The sequence below is a fragment of the Bradyrhizobium sp. 157 genome (assembly GCF_023073815.1).
Classification (GTDB): domain Bacteria; phylum Pseudomonadota; class Alphaproteobacteria; order Rhizobiales; family Xanthobacteraceae; genus Bradyrhizobium.
In genome coordinates, this window is record NZ_JADPKF010000055.1 from 39,590 (window position 1) to 66,315 (window position 26,726).

The window sequence follows — 26,726 nt, forward strand, 5'->3', positions numbered from 1 at the left end:
TGATCACGCCGCGCGCGCGTTCGTCGGTGGCCGCAGTCAGTGCGAAAACAGGATCGGGAGCGGCGGCTTCGCAAGCAGGCCCTTGGTGGTGCTGCCGAGGATGAATTCGCGCCATCGCGAATGCCCATAGGCGCCCATCACGAGAACGTCGACGATTGCAGGCCCACATGCGCCCGCCACGCCGGTCCTTTCTCGTTCACGGGCGAGATCGGCCACTGGTCACATTTTAACGGGGGGCGTTGCTGTTACGGGGCTGTCCGGCTTTGTCGGCAAGGTTGAAGCATAATTGGAGCAGGACGCTACAGAGAAATTGGATTCCTGACCGTCTCAGGCCCGCTGGTTCACGCTGGCGGGCTCATTGCGGCCAGCGGCCCCGGCGCGGATACGCAACGCTGCGCCAGGGCCGCTAACCCAATGGCTTTAGGCACCCTCGCGGAGCTGGCAGCAAAGGCTACCCGGCAAGCCATCGCTGTCATACTAGCTTCACACCTGCCAGTTTTTCCCGGGCACAGTGTCGCATCATTGTTCCAGTGTCGGCTTCGTAACAGACGTGCCTCATTCCTGATGCTTCAATGTCCCGGTTTCAGCACGTGCAGTTACTTTCCGAGTGAGCCCGGCCACTGGCCGGGCTTTTCGTTAGGCTACAGCGACTCCGGCGTCTGCCGGTCGATAGCCAGCACCAAGATCACCAACATGGCGTAAGCGGTCCTGCGGCCAATGCCGTTGATTCCAGAACCTCATACTCAAACGCCACGCCTTGCGGGACCGGCTCAAGAAGGAGGAGGGCGGTCCAACGAAGGGACGCGTGCTTGGCGGCCGGAGTCGGTGATGCGCGATCAACTGAAATGGTACGACGACAGGGCCGAGAATCGGCGTGGCTCGACGCGCTTGCTGAGTTGCGTCAGCGCGGAGCGCGAGGGGTACTGCTACCAGCACGTCCAGGCGATCACCCGATCGACCAGTACGCAGAGCAACCGCGATTACTTCTCAACAAGCCCTAGGGCGTCGGGTTAGCTTTATAAATCGTTAATCTCGGATTGCTACGAATTGCCCAATCGCGGGAAAAGTCCCCCGAGCCCCCCGCGAGAGTACGGAAACCCGCCGATACTCAACCCCGGCGGATTTCTGCATGACGCGCAATTCTGCCAAGAATCACACACCCAAGCCTGAATAGACCATTCCGGTGGGGGTGACCGGGGTGGTAAGGCGAAATCGTCGTGCGTCGGGCCCTCTACTAGGAACGATGTTGGCTTCCGAGAGTCGATTCAGTTGCTTCCGGTTTGTGTCGCCAAACAGGCTCCCGCCGGAAGTGGACGGCTCTGGCGCATCTCGCTAGGGCCGTCTTATTCATCCTGGCGGGCAGTTCCTGCACCGCGACAGCTTGGCGGCAACGAAAATAGTTGCGGCCACCGTTACGAAAACGATGGCGCCGATGGTGTCCTATCGCGTCGGAAGCCGATTGTACGTTCGGTTGTGCGTACAACGGTCACTGATCAAAAAACTGAGCAAACACCAGGATAGGTAGAATATTGGCGGAAGGGGTGGGATTCGAACCCACGGTGCCCTTGCAGGCACGCCGGTTTTCAAGACCGGTGCCTTAAACCACTCGGCCACCCTTCCTTGCCTTTACGATCAAGCGCTTAGCCGATGCGAAGGTGAAAACACAAGAGAAGAAATTGGATTTGGCGCCCCAGCCGGGAAGGGGCGATGAAACGGTGCCGTCCCGTCGGGCAAGACCGACAATCGCCCGATGGCATTAATCAATGCGCTCCGCAAATCGACCGGCCGGCACAAGCCACGGCCGTTGAATTGCGGCGCAGGACACGCGGCACCTTCGAGACAGCGGTCGAGGGAGCGGCCCGATGCCTCCGCTCCCGCAACTCTCGGTGCCGGGCTGATCCGCGGGGCGCCTTATCGCGTGAACATGAAGAACAGCCGGTCATCTGCCCGCAGGTTACGAATGGGGCGGCATCAGCCGCAAAGCGGGCGCTTGTCAATTCTTGCCGGGATCGCGTCGTCTAGCACCGTCGCGGCAATTGGTTCGTGTACTGCTTAACCGAAAGCAACGGCCAGCAGGCCGGAGCACAGCAGCACGAAGCTGGCCGTTGCCAGGGCAAGAAATCCATTGGAGACAATGTCGTGGTTGCGCATGAGACACCTACCACATCAGATGCTCGTTAAGCTTTCCGAATTTCTGATCGGACCTACCGAGCCATTCTCTCTGAAGCGCGGGCGGCTAGCGCCGCCGGCCCTTCAAATGTCACGCTCGGTAACGATAGCCTTCAAACGCATGGGCAAGGAAAATGCCTGCGCTCACCAGGCCCATCACCGCTGTTACTGTCTCGATCATCGCACAAATCCTTTGCGCCCCTGCAGCGCACAGAACGACTGCACCGTTGCACAGTCAAAAAGATTCACAGGCCAGAATCGCATATCGGTCGTGAGTGATGATTTGATGCAACAGATTGTCTGAAAGCGGCACAGGACGGCTACGACGAAGGGCGCATACACAGCGAATCGAAGCGTTGCCGCCATAGTTCGACGGGTACGCAAAGCAACCATTCATTCACCACGCAAGACCAGACCCCATTTCCGCCGTGTTCCGGTTGCGATATCTTCACCACCTGATGCGGAGGTGGGGCGCATCGTGGGGTAAGGCCGCAACGCTTCGACATAGGCAGTCGGCCGCTGAAAATGGTAGTTGGGGTGATGGGGATTCGACGGCCAACAACAATCGTTCTGGCGGTTCGTGGTACGGTTGCCGTGGCAACATGCCTTGTCCTCGCCAATTGCGCCTCATCAGACAAATTCGCCAGGCGGATCGATCCCAAATATGGCGTCTCCTCCAGCCCCCGCGTGGTGGCGTTCGGAGAGCCTGTGCCGAAGGGCGGGGGAACTTACCGTATCGGCAAGCCCTACACCGTCGCGGGCCGGGTCTACGTGCCGGAAGAGGATCCGAACTATCGCGCTGAGGGGATGGCATCTTGGTATGGCGACGATTTCCACGGCCGGCTCACCGCCAATGGCGAGGTTTTCGATATGACCTCGCTGACGGCGGCCCATCCGACCCTGCCGATCCCGAGCTACGCCCGCGTCACCAATGTCCGTAACGGCAAGTCGCTGATCGTGCGCATCAACGACCGCGGCCCTTACCACGGCAACCGCCTCATCGACGTCTCGAACAAGGCTGCGGAACTGCTTGATTTCAAAGCAAATGGCGTCGCTCGGGTGCGGGTTGAATATGTCGGTCGCGCTCCGCTTGAGGGTTCCGACGACCGCCAGCTCCTGGCGACGCTGCGGACCGGCGAGCCCGCGCCGTCCCCGGCCACGGTCCGGGTCGCTTCGGCCCGCCCGTTTGTTCCCGAGATGCCGTCGTCCGCGGGCCGAATCCGGGGCGAGGTGCCGATGCCGGAGGGACGGCCCTATAGCCTCGGCAATACCTCAGCAGACCACGCCTCGATCAACGCGACCTCGGAAATGTCGGCCTCCAGCCGCTCGCGCGGCCGTGCCGCGGAAAATCCGCGGGCCGTGTCCTACGAGAACGAGGCCAGCTATATGGCGCCACGCCAGACTTACCTGCCGGTCGATCCACGCGGTCCGAGCGAAGTGCTCAGCGGGCGAGGGCTCTATTAGCCCTTCAGGAAGGCGATCAGGGCGGCGTTGACCTCATCAGGCCGCTCCTGCTGAATCCAGTGACCGGCCCCGTCGAGTATGAGCTTTTGCCGCAAGTTCGGCAGTACGCGCTCCATCTCCTTCACCAGCTTGGCGCCGATCAGCCCGGTGATGACACCATCCTTCGATCCCGCGATGAACAACGACGGCTGGTGGATTTGCGCGCCTTGCCAGGGTGCGGTCAGTTCCCAATTGCGGTCGATGTTGCGGTACCAATTCAGTCCGCCGCGAAAGCCGGACTCCTGATAGACAGCCGCGAAATAGGCGAGGTCGGCCTCGGTCAGCCAACCCGGCAACGGCCGATTCGGATCGGCGCCAGCGAGAAATCCCTTGCCTTCCTGAACAAATTGGTGGGCCGCCGGATCAGAGAACCCGCGCCCGGCCAGCACGATTCGCATCGTCTCTGCGACATCGCGCTCGAATTCGGCCTCTGCCACACCCGGCGCCTGAAAATACTGCCAGTAGAAATTGGTGATGCCGTTGTTTCGCAAGGTCGCCAGCGGCAGGCCGCGTCCGCGGGAGGGGGGCGGAACGCTGAGGCCCGCCACCTTGGTGAAGATATCGGGCCGGAACATCGCCGCGTGCCAGGCAACCGGCGCGCCCCAGTCATGACCGACAATGACGGCCTGCTTTTCGCCAAGTGCCGCCACCAGCGCAACCATGTCGCCGACATTGTGGAAGATGGTGTAGGCGCCGACGTCCGCCGGCGCGCTGGTCCGGCCGAACCCGCGCATGTCGGGGGCTACGACATGGAAACCGGTTTCCGCGATGGCTCCGACCTGGTGCCGCCAGGAGTAGGATAGCTCGGGCCAGCCATGGCAGAGCAGCACCAGCGGCCCCTGGCCCTGTTCAACAACAAAGAAGTCGAGCCCGTTGACGGAAAGAGTGCGTGAGGTTGGCATCGCGTTTCCGCCCTGTTTTTCGTATCTTGTCCGGAAATTGCAGCATCGCAACGATACGTTTCTTCGTTCGGCACCGCAATCCGATCGACACCGCCACAAGTCCAAAAACCTGTGTTGTTTGCGATACTTCCAACTGTTAGAACGCACGGATTCAGGACATCGCCGATGGCAGCAGAGACTTCCGTTTCCCGCGAATCCGACACGGCGGCCATCTTCCCGTGGCGCGGCCTGATGGCCGCCGTCTTCGCGCTCTCGATCGGCTGGGGCGGCATCGTGTATGCCGCCAACAACAGCGTGCAGGGCGCACCGAAGAAGGACGATGGCGGCTTCGATGGCGATGCGCCGACCGCGATCCTGGTCGAGGCTTCCAGCGGCAGCGTGCTGTTCGAGAAGAACGCCGACGAATTGCGGGCGCCGTCCAGTATGATGAAGCTGATGACGGTCGAGGTGGTGTTCGATGCCATCAAGCAGGGCAAGGTCAAACCGACAGACGAATATCGGATCAGTGAGAACGCCTGGCGCAAGGGCGGCGCGCCGGCCGGCGGCTCGACCATGTTTGCCATCCTTAACAGCAAGGTGTCAGTGGACGACCTGCTGAAGGGCGCGATCATCCAAAGCGGCAACGATTCCTGCATTGCGCTTGCCGAAGGCATGGCCGGCAACGAGCGGATTTTTGCCGCCGATTTCATGACCAAACGGGCGCGCGAACTCGGCTTGACGAAATCGACCTTCGGAAACTCCAGCGGGCTGCCGGACCCTGCCAACAAGATGACGGTTCGTGAACTGGCCAAACTCGCCCGCCACCTGATCCTGACCTATCCCGACATGTACAAATTGTTCGGCGAGCGAGAATTCACCTGGAACAAGATCCGGCAGCAGAACCGCAATCCGCTGCTGAACACGCTGAATGGCGCCGACGGGCTGAAGACCGGCCACACCAAGGAGGGCGGCTACGGCATGGTCGGCTCGGCCGTGCAGAACGACACGAGGCTGATTGTCGTGATCAACGGACTAGATGATCCCGACGATCGTGCCTCAGAGGCCAAGAAGATGCTGGAATGGGGTTTTCGCAATTTCGAGACGCGCACGCTGTTCGCGGCCAACCAGCAGGTCGGCTACGCCAAGGTATTTGGCGGCGAAAGCCGCTCGGTGAAGCTTGCCAGCCCCGAGCCGATCAAGGTGATGGTGCCGAAGAACGGCAACGAGAAACTGATCGCACGCATTGTCTACAACGGCCCGGTTCGTGCGCCGATCCAATCCGGCCAAAAGGTCGGCGTCGTCAAGGTGTGGCGGGGCCAAAACATCGCCGTAGAGGCGCCGGTCTATGCGGCTGAAGCGGTCGGCACCGGTTCGACCGTGCGTCGCGCCATCGACGGGGTCAGCGAGCTCGTCATCGGCGTGTTCCGCGCGAGCGCAGAGAAGCTCTGAGCATGACCCAGGCAACGCTGCAGCGGCCGTCCGGACGCGGGAAGTTCATTACGTTTGAAGGCGGCGAGGGTTCGGGCAAGTCCTCGCAGATCAAGAAGCTCGCCGAGCACCTTACGGCGGCAAAGCTGCGCGTGATTGTCACCCGCGAGCCCGGCGGTTCGCCGGGCGCCGAAATCATGCGGCATCTCGTGCTGTCGGGAATGGGCAAGCTGCTGGGACCGGAGGCGGAGACGTTGCTGTTTGCGGCAGCCCGCGACGATCACGTTCGCACCGTGATCCAGCCCGCGCTCAGCCAGGGAACATGGGTACTGTGCGACCGCTTCTCGGATTCGACCCGCGCCTACCAAGGCAGCCTGGGGCAGGTCTCTCCGATCGTGCTCAACGCCATGCAGCGCGTCACTATCGGTGATCTGAAGCCGGACCTCACCATCATTCTAGACATCCCGGTTGAAGTTGGTTTGCAGCGCGCGGCCGCTCGCCGCGGCAGCGGCGTGCCCGACCGGTTTGAGTCGGAAGACCTGCAATTCCATCAGGACCTGCGCAACGCCTACAAGCAAATCGCCGCCGAAGACCCGCAGCGCTGTGTGCTGATCGACGCCAATGCCGATGCCGACACGGTTGCTGCCCGCGTCTGGACGGCGTTGCGCGAGCGCGTGTTCGCAATCCCGAGCCCGGCGGGGACAACATGAGCGCGCGCAAGGTCGAGCAGGAGACGGCGGTCAGGCATCCCCGCGAAACGGCCGATTTGTTCGGTCACCGCGAGGCGGAGACGGCGTTGCTGAATGCCTATCGCAGCGGCCGCATTCCGCATGCCTGGCTGATCGGCGGCCCGCAGGGCATCGGCAAGGCGACGCTGGCCTACCGCATGGCCCGTTTCGTGCTCGCCCACCCCAATCCGACGGCGCCTTCGGTTCAGCACGCGGAGACGCTGGCGCTCGACCCTCACGATTCCGTCGCGCGTCAGATCACCGCCGGGGCCCATGGCGGGCTGTTGGTGCTGGAACGAGGCCTCAACGATCGCGGCGTGATGCGGACCGTCATCACCGTCGATGAGACGCGGGAGACGATTTCGTTTTTCGGCTCGACCGCGGCGGTCGACGGCTGGCGCGTATGTATTGTCGATACCGTCGACGAGCTGAATCCAAACGCCGCGAACGCGCTGCTCAAGATTCTCGAGGAGCCGCCGCACCGATCGCTGTTTTTGCTTGTCAGCCATTCGCCGGCGCGCGCCCTGCCAACGATCCTGTCCCGCTGCCGCAAGCTGCCGCTGCGGCCGCTTGCGACCGACGACGTCATTCGCGCCGCAGCGCAGGCCACCGACATCGCACCCGATGATCCCGCACTGTCGGAAGCTGCCGATGCCTCGGAGGGGAGCGTGTCCCGCGCACTGACGCTGCTCGGCGGCGACGCGCTGAAGCTGCAGCAGCGGACCGCGGCGCTGCTGGCGACGCTGCCGCAGGTCGACCCGCGCGAGCTGCATGCGCTGGGCGATGCGTTGGGCACCAGCGACCGGGTGGCGCTGGCTGCCTTCATCGATGGCATCGATCGCTGGATCGGCGAAAAGCTGCGCGTCGACGACGCCAACGCGAATCTACCCCGCCTTGCACGGCTGGCGGAGGTATGGGAAAAGATCGTCTGCGCCGCGCGCGACACCGAAGCATACAATCTGGAGCGAAAACCGCTAGTTTTCTCGGTGTTCGGGATGCTCGCGGACGCGACGCGGTAAAACCCTCCGCCAGATATTAATCCCGACAGTCTATGAGCAATAAAGGAATTCGTGGTGGCGACGGCTGCAAAGAAAGCTTCGAAAAAGAAGGCGAAGAAGGCTCGCAAATCGCCGCCCGCCAGCGCCAGCAAGGGGGCGGCGAAAAAGCGTGCAGCCAGGAAAAGTGCGAGCAAGAGCAAGCGCGTCGTGAAGGAGCGCGGCAAGGCTTCGAAAAAGGTCGCAAAGAAGGGTTCGAAGAAAACGGCGAAGAAGTCGACCAAAATAGTCGCCAAGAAAGCCGCCAAGAAATCGGCGAAGAAATCCGTTACCAAAACTCCGCCGAAAAAACGCGCGGTAACGCCGCAAGAAGCGAGCCCTGCCGTTCAAGCGGCGCCGGTCGCAGAAATTTCGAAGCCCGCCGCGCCACGCGGGAAGCCGGCTCCCGCCGCCAAGCCGGCAGCGGCTGTCGAACGCAACACCTATTTCATCACGACCGCGATCGCCTATCCGAACGGCCTTCCGCATATCGGCCACGCATACGAGGCGATTGCGACCGATGCGCTCGCGCGGTTTCAGCGGCTCAATGGCAAGGACGTCTTTTTCCTCACCGGCACCGACGAGCACGGCCTGAAGATGGTGCAAACCGCTGAAGCCGAAGGAATGGGCGTCGCTGAGCTGGCCGCGCGCAATGCCGGCCGGTTCAAGGAGATGGACGAGCGCCTCAACGTCTCGTTCGACCGCTTCATCCGCACCACGGAGCCTGACCATCATCGTTCGGTTCAGGTGGTCTGGGATCGGATGCAGCAGAATGGCGATATCTATATCGATACCTATGCAGGCTGGTATTCGGTGCGCGACGAAGCCTATTACGCCGAGGAGGAAACCGTCCTCGGCGAGGACAATGTGCGGCGTGGCCCGCAAGGTTCGCCGGTCGAATGGGTCGAGGAGAAGAGCTACTTCTTCAGACTGTCCGCCTATCAAGACCGCTTGCTGCAGCTCTACGAAAGCCAGCCGGATTTCATCGGTCCGGATTCACGTCGCAACGAAGTCATCAGTTTCGTAAAGAGCGGCCTGAAGGATCTGTCGATTTCGCGCACGACGTTCGACTGGGGCGTCAAGGTGCCGAACGATCCCGAACACGTGATGTATGTCTGGGTCGATGCGCTGACCAACTACATCACCGGCGTCGGCTTTCCCGACGAGAGCGATCCGAACTGGCGCTACTGGCCGGCGGATGTGCATATCATCGGCAAGGATATCATCCGCTTCCACGCGGTGTACTGGCCGGCATTCCTGATGTCGGCCGGCATTCCCGTGCAGAAGCGGGTTTACGCGCACGGCTTCCTGTTCAGCAGGGGCGAGAAGATGTCAAAGTCGGTCGGCAATGTCGTCGATCCCTTCAATCTGGCCGATCAGTATGGCGTCGATCAAATGCGCTATTTCTTCCTGCGCGAGGTGCCGTTCGGACAGGACGGCAACTACAGCCATGAAGCCATCGTCGCGCGCATCAACGCCGACCTTGCCAACGATCTCGGCAATCTGGCGCAGCGCTCGCTGTCGATGATCACCAAGCAGCTTGGCGGCGTGCTGCCGGAGCCCGGCGAATTCACCGACAACGACAAGGCAATACTGGCGCAGACCGACAGCATGCTGGAAACCTCGCGCACCGCGATGGCGACGCAACAGATCCATCAATGGCTGAACGCGGTGTGGGCCGTGGTGGCGGAGGCCAACCGCTATTTCGCTGGCGAGGCGCCCTGGGCGCTGGCCAAGACCGATCCTGACAGGCAGAAAACCGTCCTGTACGTGACGGCGGAGGTGGTGCGCCAGGTCGCGATTCTGACCCAGCCGGTGATGCCGGATGCGTCGGCCAAGCTGCTGGATAGCCTCGGCATTCCCAACGAGAAACAAGCGCGCGAATTCGCGGCGCTCGCCACGCGGATTAAGCCGGGAACGACATTGCCACCGCCGGTCGGCGTATTTCCGCGCTACATCGAACCAAAGGCAGATTAGGCCGTTTGCAAGCCATGCTCGTCGACAGCCATTGCCATCTCGACTTCCCGGATTTTGCCGATGATCTCGACGCCATCGTTGCGCGTGCCGAGGCCGCGGGGATCGGCCGCATCATCACGATTTCAACCCGGGTGAAGCGGCTCGGCGGACTGCTCGCCATCACCGAGCGGTTCCCCAACGTCTATTGCTCGGTCGGCACCCATCCGCATCAGGCCGATGAGGAAGATGGCATTCCCACAAGCGAGCTGATCGAGCTAACCAAGCACCCGAAGGTCGTGGCGCTCGGTGAGGCGGGGCTGGATTATTTCTACCAGCACGGTTCGCGAGAGGCGCAGGAGCGCGGCTTTCGCGCGCATATCGCGGCCGCGCGGGCCACGGGCCTGCCGCTAGTGATCCATACCCGCGACGCCGACGAGGACTGCGGCCGCATCCTCGAAGACGAGGTGGCAAAGGGACCGTTCCGGGCGGTGCTCCATTGCTACACCGGTGGCCGCGAACTCGCGATGAAGGCGATTGCGTTGGGTCTGTCGATCTCGTTCACGGGCATTTTGACGTTCAAGAAATCCGAGGCATTGCGCGAGCTTGCGGCCGAACTGCCCGCTGATCGCATCATGGTCGAAACCGACTCGCCTTATCTGGCGCCCGGCAAGTTTCGCGGCAAGCGCAACGAGCCGGCTTACGTGGTCGAAGTCGCCAAAGTGCTGGCGGAAACGCGCGGCGTCTCGCTGCAAGAGATTTCCCGGCAGACGACCGAAAACTTCTTCCGCCTGTTCTCCAAAGTCCCCGCGCCGAAAGTCGCGGCATGACGCTGACGCTGACGATCCTCGGCTGCGGCTCCTCCGCCGGTGTGCCCCGCCCGGCGCTCGGCTGGGGCGCCTGCGATCCCAACAATCCGAAGAATCGACGCCGCCGTTGCTCGCTGCTGGTCGAGCGCACGGGTGCGCACGGCACCACGCGGATACTGATCGACACCTCGCCTGACCTGCGCGAGCAGTTGATCGACGCCGAAGTCGATCACATCGACGCGGTGTTCCTGACGCATGAGCACGCCGACCAGACCCATGGCATCGACGACCTGCGTTCGGTCGTGCTAAACCAGCGCCGCCGCATTCCCGTCTACTTCAACCAGTCGACCGCCAAAGACATCATGGCGCGGTTCTCCTATTGCTTCATCTCGCCGGAAGGCAGCGATTATCCGCCGATCCTGACGCGCCATTCGATCGAAGCGGGCGAGAGCCACACCACCGAGGGGAGGGGCGGTCCGCTGAAACTCTCTGCGTTCCTGGTTCAGCACGGCAAGATTCCCGCGCTTGGGTTCCGCATCGGGGCCGCCGCCTATACGCCCGATCTCCACGACATTCCCGAGGAGAGCTGGCCGGCGCTCGAAAACCTCGACCTCTGGATCGTTGACGGGCTGCGCTACGCCGGGCATCCCAGCCATTTCAGCGTTAACGACGCGCTGTCCTGGATCGAGCGCTTCAAACCGAAGCACGCCGTTATCACCAACATGCATTCCGACCTCGACTACGAGGTATTACGCCAGAGCCTGCCGCCGGGCGTGATCCCGGCCTATGATGGCTTGCGGCTGACGCTGAACAGCGCAGGCTGAGCCTGCGGCGCAAGTCTGATAGCCGGACGCGGAGGAACGTCTATGATTGGCCTGTTCTTTGAAGTCCAGACAAGGCCCGGGCACCGCGATCAATATCTCGATCTTGCGGCCTCGCTGAAGCCTGAGCTTGAGGCGATGGGTGGCTGCCTCTTCATCGATCGCTTCAGGAGTTTGACACGGGAAGACCTGCTGCTGTCGTATCAGATATGGCAGGACGAGGGGACCCTGACGGCGTGGCGAGCCCATGCTCACCACCACGATGTCCAGACCATCGGCCGCGAGAAAGTCTTTTCGGACTATCGCATCCGGGTCGCCCAGGTGATCCACGAAGCAAAGCCCGGGCAGCCGATCTGGCAACCCGAGCGGCGCACGCCCTACAACGATCCCGCAAGGCGCAAGCCGACTTATGTGCTGGCGGCTGAATCGAAAAATGCCACGCTACCGGCAGCGACCGAATGGCGCCGTGACGCTTTCGCAAGCGTCTATCGTGAGGGGCACTTCGCGCACCTGATCGATCTACCAAACGATCAAGCCGGCATCGAATTCGGCGCCAGGCTGTTTGCTGATCCGACAACCGAGTATTTCCGCGTTTTCGAGGTCATGCGCGATTACGGCATGTTCGAACGCACTGAGGCGCCGCAATACTACCCGCCTGCAAAACGAGTATCAGAAGGAGCGTGAATGACACTCAGTCGCTGAGCGAAGTCCTTATGTCGTGGCCGTTGATGGCATAGAGCTCGAGCAGTCGATCGAAGGTGATGCCGCTCTGCTGCTCAACGGCAAGAGGATGGGAAGTGGGCTCCAACAACACGCGCGGTCGCTGTCGTCCACTCACTGGATGAACCTGACATTTGAGGTTCAGCGTATCGGGATAGCCTTCAAGCCGATTGGAGAACCACCCGAACCATGGACCGAGTTCGTCGCATTCGCCGTTATCGAATGCCGTAATGTAGCGCGCAAAGTTCTCGCGTGACAGCGTCGCCCACACACCGAAGCCGAATTGTTGCCCGCCGCTGCCCCGGATCGGCAGTTCGAGCACCGTACGCACAAAGAAATGCTGCCCCTCCAGCACACAGAAATCTTCAGAAAGGAAGTCGCCACTGAGATCAAGAGCGCTGTTGGGCGCCTTGTCCTCAGTACCGGCCCATTGCGCGGGATTAGCGCAAGCCAGGTCAATCAGGCCGTGATGCGTTTCGCCGCAGACAGCACAAGTCCACGGATTATCCCATAGCCGACGCCAGCGCGGGTCATTTGCCAAATCGAGATCGTCGTTCATTGGACTCACGCGCATCACGCCGATATCGCCTTCGCCGACTCCACCTGGTTGCGCAGCATGAATTTTTGAATTTTGCCGGTGGACGTTTTCGGGATGGGGCCGAACACCACTGCCTTGGGCGTCTTGAAGCCGGACATGTGGCTGCGGCAAAAGGCTATGATCTCGGCCTCCGTCGCCTTGGCGCCTTCCTTCAGCTCGACGAAAGCGCAGGGCACTTCGCCCCATTTGGGATCGGGCTTTGCGACCACGGCCGCGAACAGCACGGCCGGGTGCTTGTAGAGGACGTCCTCGACCTCGACCGAAGAGATATTCTCCCCGCCGGAGATGATGATGTCCTTGGAGCGGTCCTTGATGATGACGTAACCGTGCTCGTCGAGCACACCGAGATCGCCGGTGTGAAACCAGCCGCCGGCGAAGGCTTCCTGCGTCGCCTTCTCGTTCTTCAGATAGCCCTTCATCACGATATTGCCGCGGAACATCACCTCGCCGATGGTTTCGCCATCGCGCGGCACCTCCTGCATGGTCTTGGGGTCGAGCACGGTGACGGCTTCTTCCAGCGGGTAGGGCACGCCCTGCCGGCGCTTGAGCTGCGCGCGCTGGTCGGCGGGCAGTTCGTCCCAGCCCGGCTGCTCGGCGCAGACGGAGGCGGGGCCATAGACTTCGGTCAGGCCGTAGACATGCGTCAGCTTGATGCCGATGCTTTCGGCGCCCTCGAGCACGGCGACCGGAGGTGCTGCGCCCGCGATCAAGCCGACCACGCGGCGAGCCTTGTCGCCCTTGGGCGCACCGGGCGCGTTGATCAGCGTGTTGTAGACGATCGGCGCACCGCACATGTGGGTGACGCCGTGTTTGGGGATCAGTTCGAAGATTTTTGCCGGATCGACCTTGCGCAGGCAGACACTGGTGCCGGCCGAGGCCGCGACAGTCCACGGGAAGCACCAGCCGTTGCAGTGGAACATCGGCAGCGTCCAGAGATAAACCGGATGCTGGCCGAGATTGCCGGCAAGAATATTACTGACGGCATTAAGATAGGCGCCACGGTGATGGGTCACGACGCCTTTCGGATTACCCGTGGTGCCCGAGGTATAGCTAAGCGCAATCGCGTCCCATTCATCGCCGGGAAATCTTGCGACGAAGGCCGGATCGCCGGCCGCGACCGCCGCCTCGTATTCGATCTCACCAATCCGTTTGCCGCCTGCAAACGCCGCGTCGTCAACATCGACGACGAAAGGCTTTGGCCCCTTCATCAGCCTCATCGCTTCGGCAATCACGCCGGCGAATTCTGGATCGACCAGGATGATCTTCGCGCCGCCATGGTCGAGCTGGAAGGCGATTGAGGGCGCATCGAGCCGGATGTTCAGCGCGTTCAGGACGGCACCGGCCATCGGCACGGCGAAATGCGCCTCGTTCATCGCAGGTACGTTGGGCAGCATCGCCGCGACCGTGTCGCCGACGCCAATACCCCGCCCAGCGAGCCAGGACGCAAAGCGCCGGCAGCGCTCGTAGGTCTCAGCCCAGGTAAAGCTGCGGCCCTCGTAGACTGTGCTGACGTGATCGGGATAAACGGCGGCGCTGCGGGCAAGGAAGCTCAGCGGCGTCAGCGGTACGTAATTCGCTGGCGTCTTGTCCAATCCGATCGAATACTGGTTCTGGGCTGCGCTCATTGGCTGTGTCCCATCTACAAAGATTTGACCTTACAGGAACCCGATGGAAATCCACGGGAAGATCGCCACGATAATCAGGCCGACCATCAGCGCCAACAGGTAGCCCCAGATCGGCCGAATACCCTCGGCCGGATCGACGCGCCCGATGGCGCAGGCCGCATAATAGCCTACTCCGAAGGGCGGCGCGAATAGCCCGATACCCATCGCGAGAATAACGATCATCGCATAATGGACCTCGTGGACGCCGACCGCACGGGCGATCGGAAACAACAACGGCCCGAATAGCACGATCGCCGGAATGCCCTCGAGCACGCTGCCTAGGATCACGAAGGCCACGATCGAGACCGCGATGAACGTTGCCGAGCCACCAGGCAGGCCGGTCATGGCGGCCGCCAACGTTCGCGAAAAGCCGGACTGTGTGAGGCCCCAGGCCATGCCGGTAGCGCAGCCGATGATCAGCAAGATCGCGCCCGACAGGCACGCGGTCTCAACCAACATTGGCACGATCCGCCGCCAGTCGAAATTGCGGTAGATCAAGAGGCCGTAAATCAGGTAGCCGACGATAAAGGCGTAGACGATGCCGATGGTGGAAACCTCGGTTGCGGTCGCAATGCCCTCAACCACGGCGTAACGGATCACGAACGGCAGCGCGATGGCGGGCAGGGCGATGGCAAACGCGCGGACGATCTCGGTGACACTCGCCCGCGTGACGTGCCGCAGATCCTCGTTCCGGTAACGCCACCACACCAGTGCCGACAGCGTGATCCCCAGCACCAAGCCCGGCAGGAGGCCGCCGGTGAACAGCGCCGCGATCGATACTCCCGTGACCGACCCGATGGTGATCAGCACCAGACTCGGCGGAATGGTCTCGGTCTGCGCGCCGGTCGCGGAGAGGAGGGCGACCAGATCGCCCGGCTTGGCACCCCGCGCCTTCATTTCCGGGAACAGCACCGGCGCCACGGCAGCCATATCGGCGGCCTTGGAGCCCGAGATGCCCGATACCAGGTACATCGCCCCGACCAGCACGTAATGCAGCCCGCCGCGGACATGGCCGAGCAAGCTTGCCAGGAACGCCACCATCGCACGCGCCATGCCTGTCATTTCGATCAGCAGGCCCAGGAACACGAACAGCGGTACCGATAGGAGGATGAGGTGGCTCATGCCTTCGTCCATGCGGCCGACCAGCACCATCAGCGGCGTGCCCGTGGTCAGTGCCAGATAACCATAGGTCGCCAAGCCAAAGCCGAATGCGATTGGTACACCGGCGAAGACGCAGAAGCCGGCCACGCCGACAAAGAAGATGATCAGATTGAGGTTGCCGAGCGGCTTGAGCGAGCCCCTGAGCAGCCAGAATATCCCGATGACGAGTGCGACCGACAGGATCGCGCCCAGCACCATGCGAATGTTGCCGACGCGGGCCAGACGCAGGAAAGCAAACAGCGCCATCAGCGCAATGCCGACCGGTAGCGCCGCGGCACGCCAGCTATTGAGGATCTGCAACGCCGGCGTGGTGATGTAGCTTTCCTCGTAGGCGTATTCATAGGCCGGCCAGGCAATCAGGATCAGGAACGCCAGGGCGGCTGCTGTCGCCACCAGATCGAGATAGGCACGCATCGCGGGCTTCGCGTTAGCGACTACCGCCGTCATCCGCATATGCTCAGCGCGGCGGAATGCTACGGCGGCGCCGAGCATGGCGAGCCACAGGAACAGGATTGAGGCCAGCTCGTCAGACCAGATCAGCGGCCGATGCAGCGCGTAGCGCGCCACCACGCCGGCAAACAGGATGATGATTTCGGCGACGACCAGCAGCGCTGCGGGAAGCTCGACGAGCATTCCCAGGGCTTGTTCGATGGAAGCCAGCAACGAACGGCGGCGAGGGGGCTGAGCCACCTCACCGCCAACCACTTCACTCAGTTCGGCATGAGCCACGACGGCCCCTCACATGCGCTTAGGACAGCTTGCCCACGGATTTCTCGAGCAGCTCCCAGGCGTGGTCGCCGTATTTACCTTTCCATTCCGCGTAGAAGCCGGCCGAGCGCAGCTTGTCGCGGAACGGCGTCACGTTGGGCTGGTTGAAGGCCAGGCCCTTGCCGGCCAATTCCTGCTGCAGCCCGGCATTCAGCTTGGCGACGTCCTCGCGCTCTTTGATGGCCGCCGCATTGATGTTCTTGGCGACGATTGTCCTGATATCCTCGGGCAGCTTTTCCCAGGCGCGGCGGTTCGCCAGGAACCAGAATCCGTCCCACATGTGGTTCGTCAGCGAACAGAACTTCTGCACTTCGAATAGCTTTGCCGTCGAAATGATCGCCAGCGGATTTTCCTGGCCCTCGACGATCTTGGTCTGCAGCGCCGAATAGACTTCGCTGAAATTGATGGAGGCGGGCGCTGCATCGAACGCCTTGAACATCGAGGTCCAGAGGGGGGACACCGGCACGCGGATCTTGAAGCCCTTGAGGTCCTCCGGGCCATTGATCGGCTTGGTCGACGACGTGGTCTGGCGGAAGCCGTTATCCCAGATCTTGTCCATCACCACGAGGTTGGCCTTGGTGATCTCGCCGCGGATATGGGCGCCCAGGCCCCCGTCCATGGCCTTCCAGACCGTGTCGTAATCCGGGAATGCGAAGCCGATGCCGCTGATGGATGCCGCCGGCACCAGCGTCGCCAGAATCAGCCCCGACAGCGTGAAAAATTCGACGCCGCCCGAGCGGATTTGGCTCAGCATATCAGTATCGGAACCGAGCTGGTTGTTCGGAAAAATCTGCAGGTCAAACCGGCCCTTGGTCTCGGCCTTGATCGCGGCCGCCATTTCCTTGGCGCGCGCGTTCATCGGATGGCCGTCCGGAAGATTGTTGGCGTATTTGTAGGTAAATTCGGCGGTCTGGGCCCGCGCCACCAACGGCGCGCCAATGCCGCCCAAAACCGCTGACGCAGCGGATGCCCTAAGAAGCGTGCGTCGTGAAAAGCTCATCTCATTCTCCCTTGAGAGTTATTGTTCTTGAGGTCCGAGACACGGACCTGCGGTCCACGGGATCATCAGCGATCGCCGCATTCGCGCGCTTATTGCAGCGTCAGCAAGTGTCGGCAATAGGAATGGCCGGGAGGCAGCAGATCAGGAATGTCATGGCGCCCAAGGCGGGCCGTTTTGGCCTCAGAGCTAACTGAATGTGCCAGCATATCCGGCTAAATATTTGATCTGAATTGTAGATATAGATATTCCATAATATACCTTATGCGAATTCGGGGTGTCTGGCCATCAGCAGCCAGCGTTCACCAATCTGCATTGGAGCCCGCTGATTTCATCGCTGGTACGAACCCCCGCTTCCCACCCACAATGCGGCTCCAGGCGAAACACAAAGCCCCGAGGCCGGTTGGTTCAAGCCGGCCGCAACGGAGGTTCATCATGCAGGAACGCGTCAGTCGTCCGACCGAATCTCGCGCCATTCCATTCGACACCGCCAAGCTCGATTCCCTTATGGAGGCGGCCGGACTCGATATCCTGGTCGCCACCTCCAAGCACAACGTTCAGTACCTGCTCGACGCCGAGCGGACGATCTTCTTCGACTACATGGACGCGCTCGGCATCAGCCGGTACTTGCCCGTCCTGATCTACCCGAAGGGCGCGCCCGACAAAGCGGCCTATATCGGGCACCGGCTGGAAACGCACCAGCGGGCCGTGGCGCCGCTGTGGGTTCCGCAGGTCCGCACCGAGGGCAACGGTTCGGTTGACGCCATCTCACTCGCGGCGGGCCTGATCAAGGAGGCGGGTGTGCCGATGAAGCGGGTCGGCGTGGAGATGCCATTCCTGCCGATGGACGCCGGCAAGGCCCTTTCGGACGCCCTGCCCGGTAGCGAGATCAAGGATGCGCTGCTGGTGCTGGAGCGGTTGCGCGCCGTGAAATCGCCGGCAGAGTTGGCCAAGCTGAAGAAGGCCTCGGAATTGGTGATCGGATCCATGGACGAGGTGATCGCTAGCCACGGTCCGGGCACCACCAAGCAGCAGCTTTTCGACGCGCTGAGGATCGCAGAAGTCAAGCGCGGATTGACTTTCGAGTATTGCCTGCTGGCCTGCGGCGCCAGCCACAACCGGGCGCCTTCCGCCGACCGCTGGGAAACCGGCGACGTGCTGTCCCTGGATTCCGGCGGCAACTATCACGGCTATATTGGCGACTTGGCGCGGATGGCCGTGCTGGGCGAACCGGACAGTGAGCTGAAGGACCTGCTGGCGGAAATCGAAGCCATCCAGCGGGCGGCATTCGCCGCAGTTCGGCCGGGCGCGATGGGCGGCGATATCTATGCTGCGGCGGAAAAGCGGCTCGCGCAGTCGAGCCAGCGCGACTGCACCGACTTCCTGGCGCACGGCATGGGGCTAGTCAGCCACGAGGCCCCTCGCCTGACGGCCAACGGCCCCATTCCCTATGATGACGCGGACGCGCGCCGGCCCTTGGAGCCCGGCATGGTGGTCTCGATCGAGACGACGATGAAACATCCGCGCCGCGGCTTCATCAAGCTCGAAGACACGGTCGCAGTGACGGCAAGAGGCTACGAGATCTTCGGCGAGGGCAGCCGCGGCTGGAATGTCGGCGGCAGCGCAGTGGCGCGGTGAGGTGTGACTTGAATGTTGCGGCGACCGTCGCGATGCGCGGTCGCCGTCGGATGCTGGCTTGCGCCTCACCCCTTTTCCACGTCTCCGCCTGCGTCCAGCCAGCCTTTGAAGCCGCCGAGATTGCGTACGTTGTCGTAGCCCATATCCTTCAGCGTCTTTCCGACCAGCGCGGAACGCCCGCCGGAGGCGCAGTAAGCTACAACCGTCTTGGTTCGGTCAAAGGCCTTGTCGTGCATCGCCGAAGCTGGATCCGCCCGGAACTCCACGAGGCCGCGCGGTACGGCGACGGCACCCGGAATTTTACCAGAGGCAGTGACTTCCGCTGGCTCCCGAACATCTAGGAAAAGCACGTCCGGTCTGCCAAGCAAACTCTTGGCCTCATCCGGACTGATACGCGGCACTTCGGCATCGGCTTCGGCGAGCATCGATTGTACTGTTTTCATTGGGCCTTCTCCATCTGTGGGCTCGCCAGCAACGGCTGGTGTTCTGATCTAAGCTCCCGCAAGACACGCGCAATGCCAGAAGGCCGTCGCAGGTTGCAAGGGGCTAATAGCCCATCCTATTTTGATTTCGATCATGCAATTGCAGGATGCTGCGCTATATTTTTGGGTGTGGCAATCCCACTGGTTGTCAGCAAATTCCGGTTAGTGGCCCCTCGCATATCAAAACCTTTGCGCGCTACTTTCCCCTGAACCTCGGTTTTCGCCGCTCCAGAAACGCCGCGACGCCCTCCTTGTGATCCTCGGTCATGCTCGCCAGCGCGAACTGGTCGACATCCATATGGCTGGCGAGATCGTCGAGCGCATGCGCCAGGCGATTGACGGTCAGTTTGGTCATGGCGACCGATAGTGGTGGCTGGGCAGCGATCTTTCCTGCCAGCACCATCGCGGCGTCGAATGCCTTGCCGGGATCGGCCACCTCCTCCACCAGCCGCCATTCGTAGGCCTCTGCTGCGGTGATGCGCTGATCCGCCAGGATCACCGCCTGCTTGGTGCGCGCCGGTCCCATCAGATGCAGCATCCGCGGCACGCTCTGCCAGCTCATGTTCATGCCGAGCCCGATCTCCGGCACGCGCATATGGGCGTCGCGGGCCATCACCCGGAAGTCCAGCGCCACTGCGAGCGCCACGCCGCCGCCGACGCAAAAGCCCTCGATGGCGCCGATCGTGATCTGCTCCATATCCTGCCAGGCCCGGGTCAGCCGCGGCCCGAGCTTTAAGTGCCGGCGCAAGGCGCCGAGATCCATGGTCTTGCGCGAGCGGCCTTCGGGGTCCTTCAGGTCAAAACCGGCGCTGAAGGATTTGGCGCCGCCCGTGAGCACCACGACCGAGGTGTCGCCATCATCCTCAAAACTGCGGGCGGCGTCGGTGAGCTGGCGCAGCGCTTCCGGCGACAACGCATTGATGCCGTCGCCGCGGTCGAAGCGCACGACAGCGATACGGCCGTCCGGCCCGAGGCCTTTTTCAATCGTCACAAACCCGGTCAATCCATCGCTCCCTGTCCGTCAGTTTTCGAAAGTTTAGACCAGAAAGAATTTCGGCGAACCTGAATCCTTCGTCGGTTCCTATTCGTCTTTGTTCGCGAAACCATCGCATCCGCTCCGCGCGGATCGGAGGCGAACAAGGAGCATTTTGCAGATGGGACCATCATATCGCTGGGTGATCGTTGGCGTCGGCGCGTTAATGACATGCATCGGCATCGGCGCCATGTTCTCGCTGGCCGTCTATTTGGAACCGATCTCGACGGAAACGGGATGGTCGCGCGCCGGAATTTCGGGTGCGATGACCATCGATTTCCTGACCATGGGCATTGCCGGGTTTGCCTGGGGCGCGGCCAGCGACAGGTTTGGCACCCGCCCTGTTGTCCTGAGCGGCGCCCTCCTCCTCGGCCTGGGTCTATTTCTCGCCAGCCGCGCGACATCGCTAATCGAATTCCAGCTCACCTATGGCATTCTCGTTGGGCTTGCCGCAGGTGCTTTCTTTGCGCCGATGATCGCAGCGGCGACGGTGTGGTTCGAGAACAACCGCAGCCTCGCCGTCTCGCTGGTATCTGCAGGCATGGGCGTGGCACCGATGACGATCTCGCCATTCGCGCGCTGGCTGATCTCGACCTATGATTGGCGTACCGCGATGATGATTGTGGGCCTGATGGCGTGGGCCTTGCTGATACCGGCCGCGCTGTTGGTCCGGCAGCCCCCGGTGCCGCGCCCATCCGCCTTGCCGGCAACGGGCGCTGGCAGCGATCTGGGCGCGGAATGGTCGGTCGCGGACGCGCTTCGCTCGCCCCAGTTCCTGGTGCTGGCGCTGACCTTCTTCGCGTGCTGCGCCGCGCATTCCGGACCGATCTTCCATATGGTCAGCTACGCCATGCTCTGCGGCATCCCGGCGATGACCGCGGTCAGCATCTACAGCGTGGAAGGATTGTCCGGGCTCGGCGGCCGGCTCCTGCTTGGCGTGCTCGCCGATCGCCTGGGCGCGAAGCGCGTCTTGATCGGCGGTCTCCTGGTGCAGGCGCTGGCGATTGGGACTTATCTCTATGTCAGCAAACTTGGCGAGTTCTACGCGCTCGCGATCGTGTTCGGGACCGCCTATGGCGGCGTGATGCCCCTCTATGCCGTGCTGGCGCGCGAATATTTCGGCCCGCGGATCATGGGAACGGTGTTTGGCGCGGCCACCATGGTATCAAGCCTCGGCATGGCGCTTGGACCGTGGGCCGGCGGCATGATCTTCGATACCTTCCACGATTACCGCTGGCTTTACGTCGGCGCGTTCAGCGTAGGCCTCGGCGCGATGGCGATTGCGCTGACCTTCCCGCCACTGCCGTCGCGATCGCGCGAGCGGCTGCAGCCGGCTTAAAGGGCGGCCTACAATGAGAGTCCCTGCCTCGACATAGCCCGGATTTTGCGCCTATCCTCAGGGCATGAGCGACCATGATCACGACCACCACGGCCACCACCACGATCACGACCACTCCGAACTATCGGAGACTGAGCTGCGTGTGCGGGCGCTTGAATCGATCTTGACCGACAAAGGCTATGTCGATCCGGCCTCCCTCGACCTCCTGATCGATCTTTACGAAAAGAAGATCGGACCGCGCAACGGTGTTCGCGTGGTGGCCAAGGCGTGGAGCGATCCCGCCTATCGCGAACGGCTGATGAAAGATGCAACGGCTGCGATTGCCGAGCTCGACTATTCCGGCCGCCAGGGCGAGCATATGGTCGTCGTGGAAAACACGCCCGAACAGCACAACATGGTCGTGTGCACACTATGCTCCTGCTACCCGCACCCCGTGCTGGGGCTTCCGCCGGTCTGGTACAAATCCGCACCTTATCGCTCCCGCGCCGTGTCCGATCCGCGTGGCGTGCTGAAGGATTTCGGCGTGACGCTGCCGGACACCACCAAAATCCGGGTTTGGGATTCTACGGCCGAAATCCGCTACCTCGTGCTGCCGATGCGCCCTGCGGGCACCGAGGGCTGGAGCGAAGAACAGCTCGCCGAACTCGTCACCCGCGACAGCATGATCGGCACAGGGCTGCCGAAACAACCGAGCGAGATTGGCTGATGGACGGCGCGCATGACATGGGCGGCGCCAAGGGTTTTGGGCCTGTTGTGCCCGAGCCGAACGAGCCGGTGTTTCATGCTGACTGGGAGCGCCGCGCTTTTGCGCTCACGGTCGCCATGGCGCGCCCGGGCGGCTGGAACATCGACATGTCACGCTTCGCTCGCGAGAACCGATCGCCCGAGGATTACCTCAGCAAGAGCTATTTCGAGCTTTGGCTGGCTGGGCTGGAAACGCTGATGATCGAGCGCGGGCTGGTGATGCGCGAGGAGATCGAGTCCGGCAAGGTGCTCTCGCCGCCAAAACCTGGCGTCAAGCCGATCGCTCCAGATGAAGTCACGCCGGCGATCCGCCGCGGCGGCCCGACCGAGCGCGAGCCGAAAGCGCCTGCGATGTTCGCGGTCGGCGAGACCGTGCGGATGAAGGATATCCACCCGGTGACGCATACGCGGCTGCCGCAATATGTCCGTGGCCACCTCGGCACCATCGAGCTCAACCACGGTTGCCACGTCTTCCCAGACACCAACTCGCTCGGTCAAGGCGAAGACCCGCAATGGCTCTATACCGTCAGGTTCGATGGGCCGGAATTGTGGGGCAAGGACGGCGACCCGACGCTGAGCGTCTCCGTCGACGCCTGGGAATCCTATCTGGAGCGCCCGTGATGGATTTAACCCCGCAACAGGCGATGCGGGCGGCGGTTGCTGTCCCCGGCGTGCCGCGCGATGAAGACGGCCCGGTGTTTCGCGAGCCGTGGGAGGCGCGCGCCTTCGCCATGGCGCTGGCGTTGCATGAGGCCGGCGTCTTCACCTGGAAGGAATGGGCGGAGACGCTGGGCGCGCAGATCAAGCGCGCGCAGGCTGAAGGCGATCCCGATACCGGCGAAACCTACTACCGGCATTGGCTCGCGACGCTGGAAACGCTCGTCGCCGCCAAGGGCGTCACCACACCGGATGTTCTGCATGGCTACCGCCACGCCTGGGATCACGCCGCCGACCGCACCCCGCACGGCGCGCCGATCGAGCTGAGAGCGGAGGATTTCGGTTAGCCATCGCCCACACCAGGACGTCATCCCCGCGCATGCGGGGATCCAGTACGCCGCGGCTTCTCGGTTCAATTGCTACTGTCTCTGGAATACTGGGTCATCCGCCCCAGTGCGCAATTGCGCACAAGGCGGGTAACGACAACTGAGTGTGCGGCGCGTACATTACGCCCCCACATACTCCCGCCAGCCCTTCGCCCGCAGCGCGCAGGCCGGGCATTCACCGCAACCATAGCCCCAATCGTGCTGCGCGCCGCGCTCGCCGAGATAGCAGGTGTGAGAGTGTTCGCGGATCAGGTCGACCAGCCCTGCTCCACCGAGGTCGTGCGCGAGCTTCCAGGTCGAAGCCTTGTCGAGCCACATCAGCGGTGTATGCAGCTCAAAGTTCTTGGCCATGCCGAGATTGAGCGCCGATTGCAGCGCCTTGATGGTCTCGTCGCGGCAGTCGGGATAGCCGGAGTAATCGGTTTCGCACATACCGCCGACGATGTGGCCGATGCCGCGTCGATACGCCAGCGCCGCGGCGAAAGTGAGAAACACCAGGTTACGGCCGGGTACAAACGTATTGGGCAGGCCATCAGCGCCCATGGCAATGGCGACGTCACGCGTCAGCGCGGTATCGGAAATTTCGGCCAGCGTCGGGATTTCCAGCGTGTGGTTTTCGCCGAGTTTTGCCGCCCAATCCGGCCGCAACGACCTTAAGCCCGACAGCAGCCGGTCACGGCATTCAAGCTCGATAGCGTGACGCTGGCCGTAGCTGAAACCGAGCATTTCAACGCGCGCAAAGCGCCGCAAGGCCCAGGCCAGGCAGGTGGTGGAATCCTGCCCGCCGGAAAACAGCACCAGCGCGGTTTCGGACGATGATTGGTCGCTCATGACGGGCAATTAGCACTCCCTCGCCCCGAGGCCAACCGGTGGACATTGCCTCGATTTTGGCCTGTTCCGCTGGGATCGGTCGACCGCTTGCGGCATAAAGCGGCCTGCCCCTCCAAGCGACGGAAATCCCATGACCCCTTCCCGCGATATTTCCCGCCTCATCGAGATCATGGCGGCGTTGCGCACGCCGGTCACGGGCTGTCCGTGGGACCTCGAACAGAACTTTGCGACGATCGCGCCCTACACCATCGAAGAAGCCTATGAGGTGGCCGACGCGATCGCACGCGGCGATCTCGATGACCTCCGAGAGGAGCTCGGCGATCTCTTGCTGCAGGTCGTCTATCACGCCCGCATGGCGGAAGAGCAGAATGCCTTTGCCTTCGGCGACGTGGTCGAGGCGATCACAGGCAAGCTGATACGCCGTCATCCGCATGTATTCGCCGATAAGGACGGCAACATCGCTCCCGCCGGAGTCAAGAGTGCCTGGGAGCGCATAAAGGCCGAGGAAAAGGCCGAACGCGCGGCACGGCGGCCGCCCGAAGAGACAACGCACAAGTCGCTGCTCGCAACCGTCAAAGGCGGCCAGCCGGCACTCACACGCGCCATGGAATTGCAGCGCAAGGCATCGACCGTCGGGTTCGACTGGAACGATCCCCGTGCGGTGCTGCACAAGATTCGTGAGGAGGCTGACGAGATCGAAGCAGCGCTCGACCGCGGCGATGCAGAGGAACTCGCCAGCGAAACTGGAGATCTCCTGTTCGCGCTGGTCAATCTCGCGCGGCACGTCGGCGCCGATCCCGAAACCGCGCTGCGTGGCACTAACGCTAAATTCGAGCGCCGCTTTGCCTATATCGAGCGCGTGCTGGCGGCCAAAGGCCGCTCGCTTGAGGACGCAACCCTCGCCGAAATGGATGCGTTGTGGGACGAGGCCAAGGAAGCTGAACAGCCGGCCGCATCAGCCTCAGCGCGAAGTGATCGAAGATAGAGCGCGCGTTCGCGCGATAATTACGCGACCCTCGGCACGGCATCAAACCGCGACACCACGATGTCGCGCTTGGTCTCATCGACGCGCACTGTCATGTCGAAGCGTCCGTCGCGGAGCTCTTTGTTGAGCACTTCGGCATTTCGATGCAGCCAACTGATGCCGGCGCCGTCGGAAGCGTCGATGGAGAGGTCGAGCGTCGTGCGAGTCGCCGCCAAACGGTCCTCGATCGCGGTCAGCAACGCATCGATCCCCTCGCCTGACGCGGCGGAGACCAGGAAACATGGCCGCTCCGGCGGGCGGCGCGCGGCGATGTTGCGCAGGTTCTCGCGTTCCTCGGAATCGAAGCGATCGATCTTATTCCAGACCTCTAGGATACGTGCACCGGCATCCGGATCGATGCCGAGCTGACGCAGCACGGCATCAACGTCGCGCTCCTGAGCCTCCGCGTCTTCATGCGAAATGTCGCGCACGTGGAGAATGATATCGGCCTCCAGCACCTCTTCCAGCGTGGCGCGGAAGGCAGCGACGAGTTGCGTCGGCAGGTTGGAGATGAATCCGACGGTATCCGAGAGCATCGCCTTGCCGCCATGTGGCAGGCTCAGCGCGCGCAAGGTCGGATCCAGCGTCGCAAACAGCATGTCGGCCGCCTGCACGTCGGCGCGCGTGAGCCGGTTGAACAGGGTCGATTTGCCGGCATTGGTGTAGCCGACCAGCGCCACCACGCGATACGGCACGCGCTGCCGGCCGGCGCGATGCAACCTCCGCGTCGCCTGCACCTTCTTCAGTTCATTTTCCAGCCGCGTGATGCGGTCGCCGATCAGGCGGCGGTCGGCCTCGATCTGGGTCTCGCCGGGGCCGCCCATGAAGCCGAAACCGCCGCGCTGGCGCTCCAGATGGGTCCAGGACCGCACCAGACGACTGCGCTGATAGTTCAGGTGCGCAAGCTCGACCTGCAGCGCGCCCTCCTTGGTCTTAGCGCGGCGGCCGAAGATTTCCAGAATCAGTCCGGTGCGGTCGAGCACCTTGGTGTTCCAAGCCTTCTCGAGGTTGCGCTGCTGGATCGGCGACAGCGCGCAATCCATCACGACAAGTTCGATGTCATGGCCCGCGATCAGGCCGGTGATCTCCTCGACCTTGCCCTTGCCGAGGTAAGTCGCTGGACGGATCTGGGTCACTGGCGCAATCAGCGCGTCGGCGATCATGAGGTCGATGGCGCGCGCCAGGCCCGTCGCTTCCTCGAGCCGCGCCTCGAAATCGCGCGCAGCGTCGTTCGCCTGCGCATCGGCATCGCCGCGGCGCATTCGCAGATATGGGCCGATGACGATCACCCGCCCGGTTTGTTTGGCCCCCGCCGACCGCGGACGGTCGGCGCTCCCTTCACGGTCGAAGGGTTCCAA

The 26,726-nt window shown here is 62.6% G+C and carries 23 protein-coding genes, 1 tRNA gene and 1 pseudogene; 14 read left to right on the forward strand and 11 right to left on the reverse strand.

Annotated elements, in window-relative coordinates:
- Positions 1-36: 36 nt before the first annotated feature.
- Both IVA95_RS12075 and IVA95_RS12080 read right to left on the reverse strand, forming a co-directional pair.
- Positions 37-150 (reverse strand): annotated as a pseudogene (locus IVA95_RS12075) (universal stress protein); the annotation flags it as partial.
- 1,380 nt (positions 151-1,530) lie between these two features.
- Positions 1,531-1,620, reverse strand: a tRNA-Ser gene (locus IVA95_RS12080).
- A gap of 1,089 nt (positions 1,621-2,709) precedes the next feature.
- Here IVA95_RS12080 and IVA95_RS12085 point away from each other — a divergent pair.
- The gene (locus tag IVA95_RS12085; protein WP_247510673.1) at positions 2,710-3,633 is read left to right on the forward strand and encodes a septal ring lytic transglycosylase RlpA family protein; all 924 of its coding nucleotides are present in this window, start codon (positions 2,710-2,712) and stop codon (positions 3,631-3,633) included.
- Here IVA95_RS12085 and IVA95_RS12090 read toward each other — a convergent pair.
- Entirely contained in the window at positions 3,630-4,574 is a 945-nt protein-coding gene (locus IVA95_RS12090; RefSeq protein ID WP_247510674.1) for an alpha/beta hydrolase, read from the reverse strand. The genes IVA95_RS12085 and IVA95_RS12090 overlap by 4 nt on opposite strands.
- A gap of 231 nt (positions 4,575-4,805) precedes the next feature.
- Here IVA95_RS12090 and IVA95_RS12095 point away from each other — a divergent pair, with 231 nt between their 5' ends.
- From IVA95_RS12095 to IVA95_RS12125, 7 genes are read left to right on the forward strand one after another with little or no spacing between them, the layout of a single operon-like run.
- Complete coding sequence (locus tag IVA95_RS12095; RefSeq protein WP_247510713.1) at positions 4,806-6,002, forward strand: D-alanyl-D-alanine carboxypeptidase family protein; 1,197 nt, start codon at positions 4,806-4,808, stop codon at positions 6,000-6,002.
- 2 nt (positions 6,003-6,004) lie between these two features.
- Complete coding sequence (tmk, locus tag IVA95_RS12100; protein ID WP_247510675.1) at positions 6,005-6,691, forward strand: dTMP kinase; 687 nt, start codon at positions 6,005-6,007, stop codon at positions 6,689-6,691.
- Positions 6,688-7,728, forward strand: a complete 1,041-nt coding sequence (locus tag IVA95_RS12105) for a DNA polymerase III subunit delta' (RefSeq protein ID WP_247510676.1) — start codon at positions 6,688-6,690, stop codon at positions 7,726-7,728. Before tmk ends, IVA95_RS12105 begins: the two co-directional genes overlap by 4 nt.
- Before the next feature lie 54 nt (positions 7,729-7,782).
- Positions 7,783-9,720 carry a methionine--tRNA ligase gene (gene metG, locus IVA95_RS12110; RefSeq protein WP_247510677.1) on the forward strand — a complete coding sequence of 646 codons (1,938 nt, stop codon included), beginning with the start codon at positions 7,783-7,785 and terminating at the stop codon, positions 9,718-9,720.
- A gap of 14 nt (positions 9,721-9,734) precedes the next feature.
- Positions 9,735-10,526, forward strand: a complete 792-nt coding sequence (locus IVA95_RS12115; protein WP_247510678.1) for a TatD family hydrolase — start codon at positions 9,735-9,737, stop codon at positions 10,524-10,526.
- Entirely contained in the window at positions 10,523-11,329 is an 807-nt protein-coding gene (locus IVA95_RS12120; protein WP_247510679.1) for an MBL fold metallo-hydrolase, read from the forward strand. Before IVA95_RS12115 ends, IVA95_RS12120 begins: the two co-directional genes overlap by 4 nt.
- Positions 11,330-11,371: 42 nt before the next feature.
- On the forward strand, positions 11,372-12,010 hold the full coding sequence (locus IVA95_RS12125; RefSeq protein WP_247510680.1) for an antibiotic biosynthesis monooxygenase family protein: 639 nt from the start codon (positions 11,372-11,374) through the stop codon (positions 12,008-12,010).
- Between the two features lie 7 nt (positions 12,011-12,017).
- Here IVA95_RS12125 and IVA95_RS12130 read toward each other — a convergent pair whose 3' ends face one another.
- From IVA95_RS12130 to IVA95_RS12145, 4 genes are read right to left on the reverse strand one after another with little or no spacing between them, the layout of a single operon-like run.
- Entirely contained in the window at positions 12,018-12,605 is a 588-nt protein-coding gene (locus tag IVA95_RS12130; protein ID WP_247510681.1) for a DUF2199 domain-containing protein, read from the reverse strand.
- A gap of 14 nt (positions 12,606-12,619) precedes the next feature.
- The gene (locus tag IVA95_RS12135; RefSeq protein ID WP_247510682.1) at positions 12,620-14,269 is read right to left on the reverse strand and encodes an acyl-CoA synthetase; all 1,650 of its coding nucleotides are present in this window, start codon (positions 14,267-14,269) and stop codon (positions 12,620-12,622) included.
- Positions 14,270-14,299: 30 nt separating this feature from the next.
- Positions 14,300-16,198, reverse strand: coding sequence for a TRAP transporter large permease subunit (locus tag IVA95_RS12140; protein WP_247510683.1), 1,899 nt, complete (start codon positions 16,196-16,198; stop codon positions 14,300-14,302).
- Positions 16,199-16,217: 19 nt separating this feature from the next.
- Entirely contained in the window at positions 16,218-17,237 is a 1,020-nt protein-coding gene (locus tag IVA95_RS12145) for a TRAP transporter substrate-binding protein (protein WP_247510684.1), read from the reverse strand.
- A 432-nt stretch (positions 17,238-17,669) separates the two neighbouring features.
- On the opposite strand from IVA95_RS12145, the gene IVA95_RS12150 reads away from it, so the two are divergent.
- The gene (locus IVA95_RS12150; protein ID WP_247510685.1) at positions 17,670-18,872 is read left to right on the forward strand and encodes a Xaa-Pro peptidase family protein; all 1,203 of its coding nucleotides are present in this window, start codon (positions 17,670-17,672) and stop codon (positions 18,870-18,872) included.
- Positions 18,873-18,937: 65 nt separating this feature from the next.
- On the opposite strand, the gene IVA95_RS12155 is transcribed toward IVA95_RS12150, so the two are convergent.
- Positions 18,938-19,315 (reverse strand): rhodanese-like domain-containing protein, encoded by a 378-nt coding sequence (locus IVA95_RS12155; RefSeq protein WP_247510686.1) that lies wholly within the window; start codon positions 19,313-19,315, stop codon positions 18,938-18,940.
- Positions 19,316-19,550: 235 nt separating this feature from the next.
- Entirely contained in the window at positions 19,551-20,357 is an 807-nt protein-coding gene (locus tag IVA95_RS12160) for an enoyl-CoA hydratase/isomerase family protein (RefSeq protein ID WP_247510687.1), read from the reverse strand.
- A gap of 151 nt (positions 20,358-20,508) precedes the next feature.
- On the opposite strand from IVA95_RS12160, the gene IVA95_RS12165 reads away from it, so the two are divergent.
- From IVA95_RS12165 to IVA95_RS12180, 4 genes are all read left to right on the forward strand, one after another.
- On the forward strand, positions 20,509-21,726 hold the full coding sequence (locus tag IVA95_RS12165; protein WP_247510688.1) for an MFS transporter: 1,218 nt from the start codon (positions 20,509-20,511) through the stop codon (positions 21,724-21,726).
- Between the two features lie 64 nt (positions 21,727-21,790).
- The gene (gene nthA / locus IVA95_RS12170) at positions 21,791-22,432 is read left to right on the forward strand and encodes a nitrile hydratase subunit alpha (protein ID WP_247510689.1); all 642 of its coding nucleotides are present in this window, start codon (positions 21,791-21,793) and stop codon (positions 22,430-22,432) included.
- Positions 22,432-23,091 carry a nitrile hydratase subunit beta gene (gene nthB, locus IVA95_RS12175; protein WP_247510690.1) on the forward strand — a complete coding sequence of 220 codons (660 nt, stop codon included), beginning with the start codon at positions 22,432-22,434 and terminating at the stop codon, positions 23,089-23,091. The genes nthA and nthB overlap by 1 nt, the downstream gene beginning before the upstream one ends.
- Positions 23,091-23,474 (forward strand): nitrile hydratase accessory protein, encoded by a 384-nt coding sequence (locus tag IVA95_RS12180; protein WP_247510691.1) that lies wholly within the window; start codon positions 23,091-23,093, stop codon positions 23,472-23,474. Before nthB ends, IVA95_RS12180 begins: the two co-directional genes overlap by 1 nt.
- A gap of 159 nt (positions 23,475-23,633) precedes the next feature.
- On the opposite strand, the gene queC is transcribed toward IVA95_RS12180, so the two are convergent.
- On the reverse strand, positions 23,634-24,344 hold the full coding sequence (gene queC, locus IVA95_RS12185) for a 7-cyano-7-deazaguanine synthase QueC (protein WP_247510692.1): 711 nt from the start codon (positions 24,342-24,344) through the stop codon (positions 23,634-23,636).
- Between the two features lie 130 nt (positions 24,345-24,474).
- Here queC and mazG point away from each other — a divergent pair, with 130 nt between their 5' ends.
- Positions 24,475-25,329 (forward strand): nucleoside triphosphate pyrophosphohydrolase, encoded by an 855-nt coding sequence (mazG, locus tag IVA95_RS12190; protein WP_247510693.1) that lies wholly within the window; start codon positions 24,475-24,477, stop codon positions 25,327-25,329.
- Positions 25,330-25,349: 20 nt separating this feature from the next.
- Here the strand turns inward: mazG and hflX are convergent, their stop codons facing one another.
- Entirely contained in the window at positions 25,350-26,726 is a 1,377-nt protein-coding gene (gene hflX, locus IVA95_RS12195) for a GTPase HflX (protein WP_247510694.1), read from the reverse strand.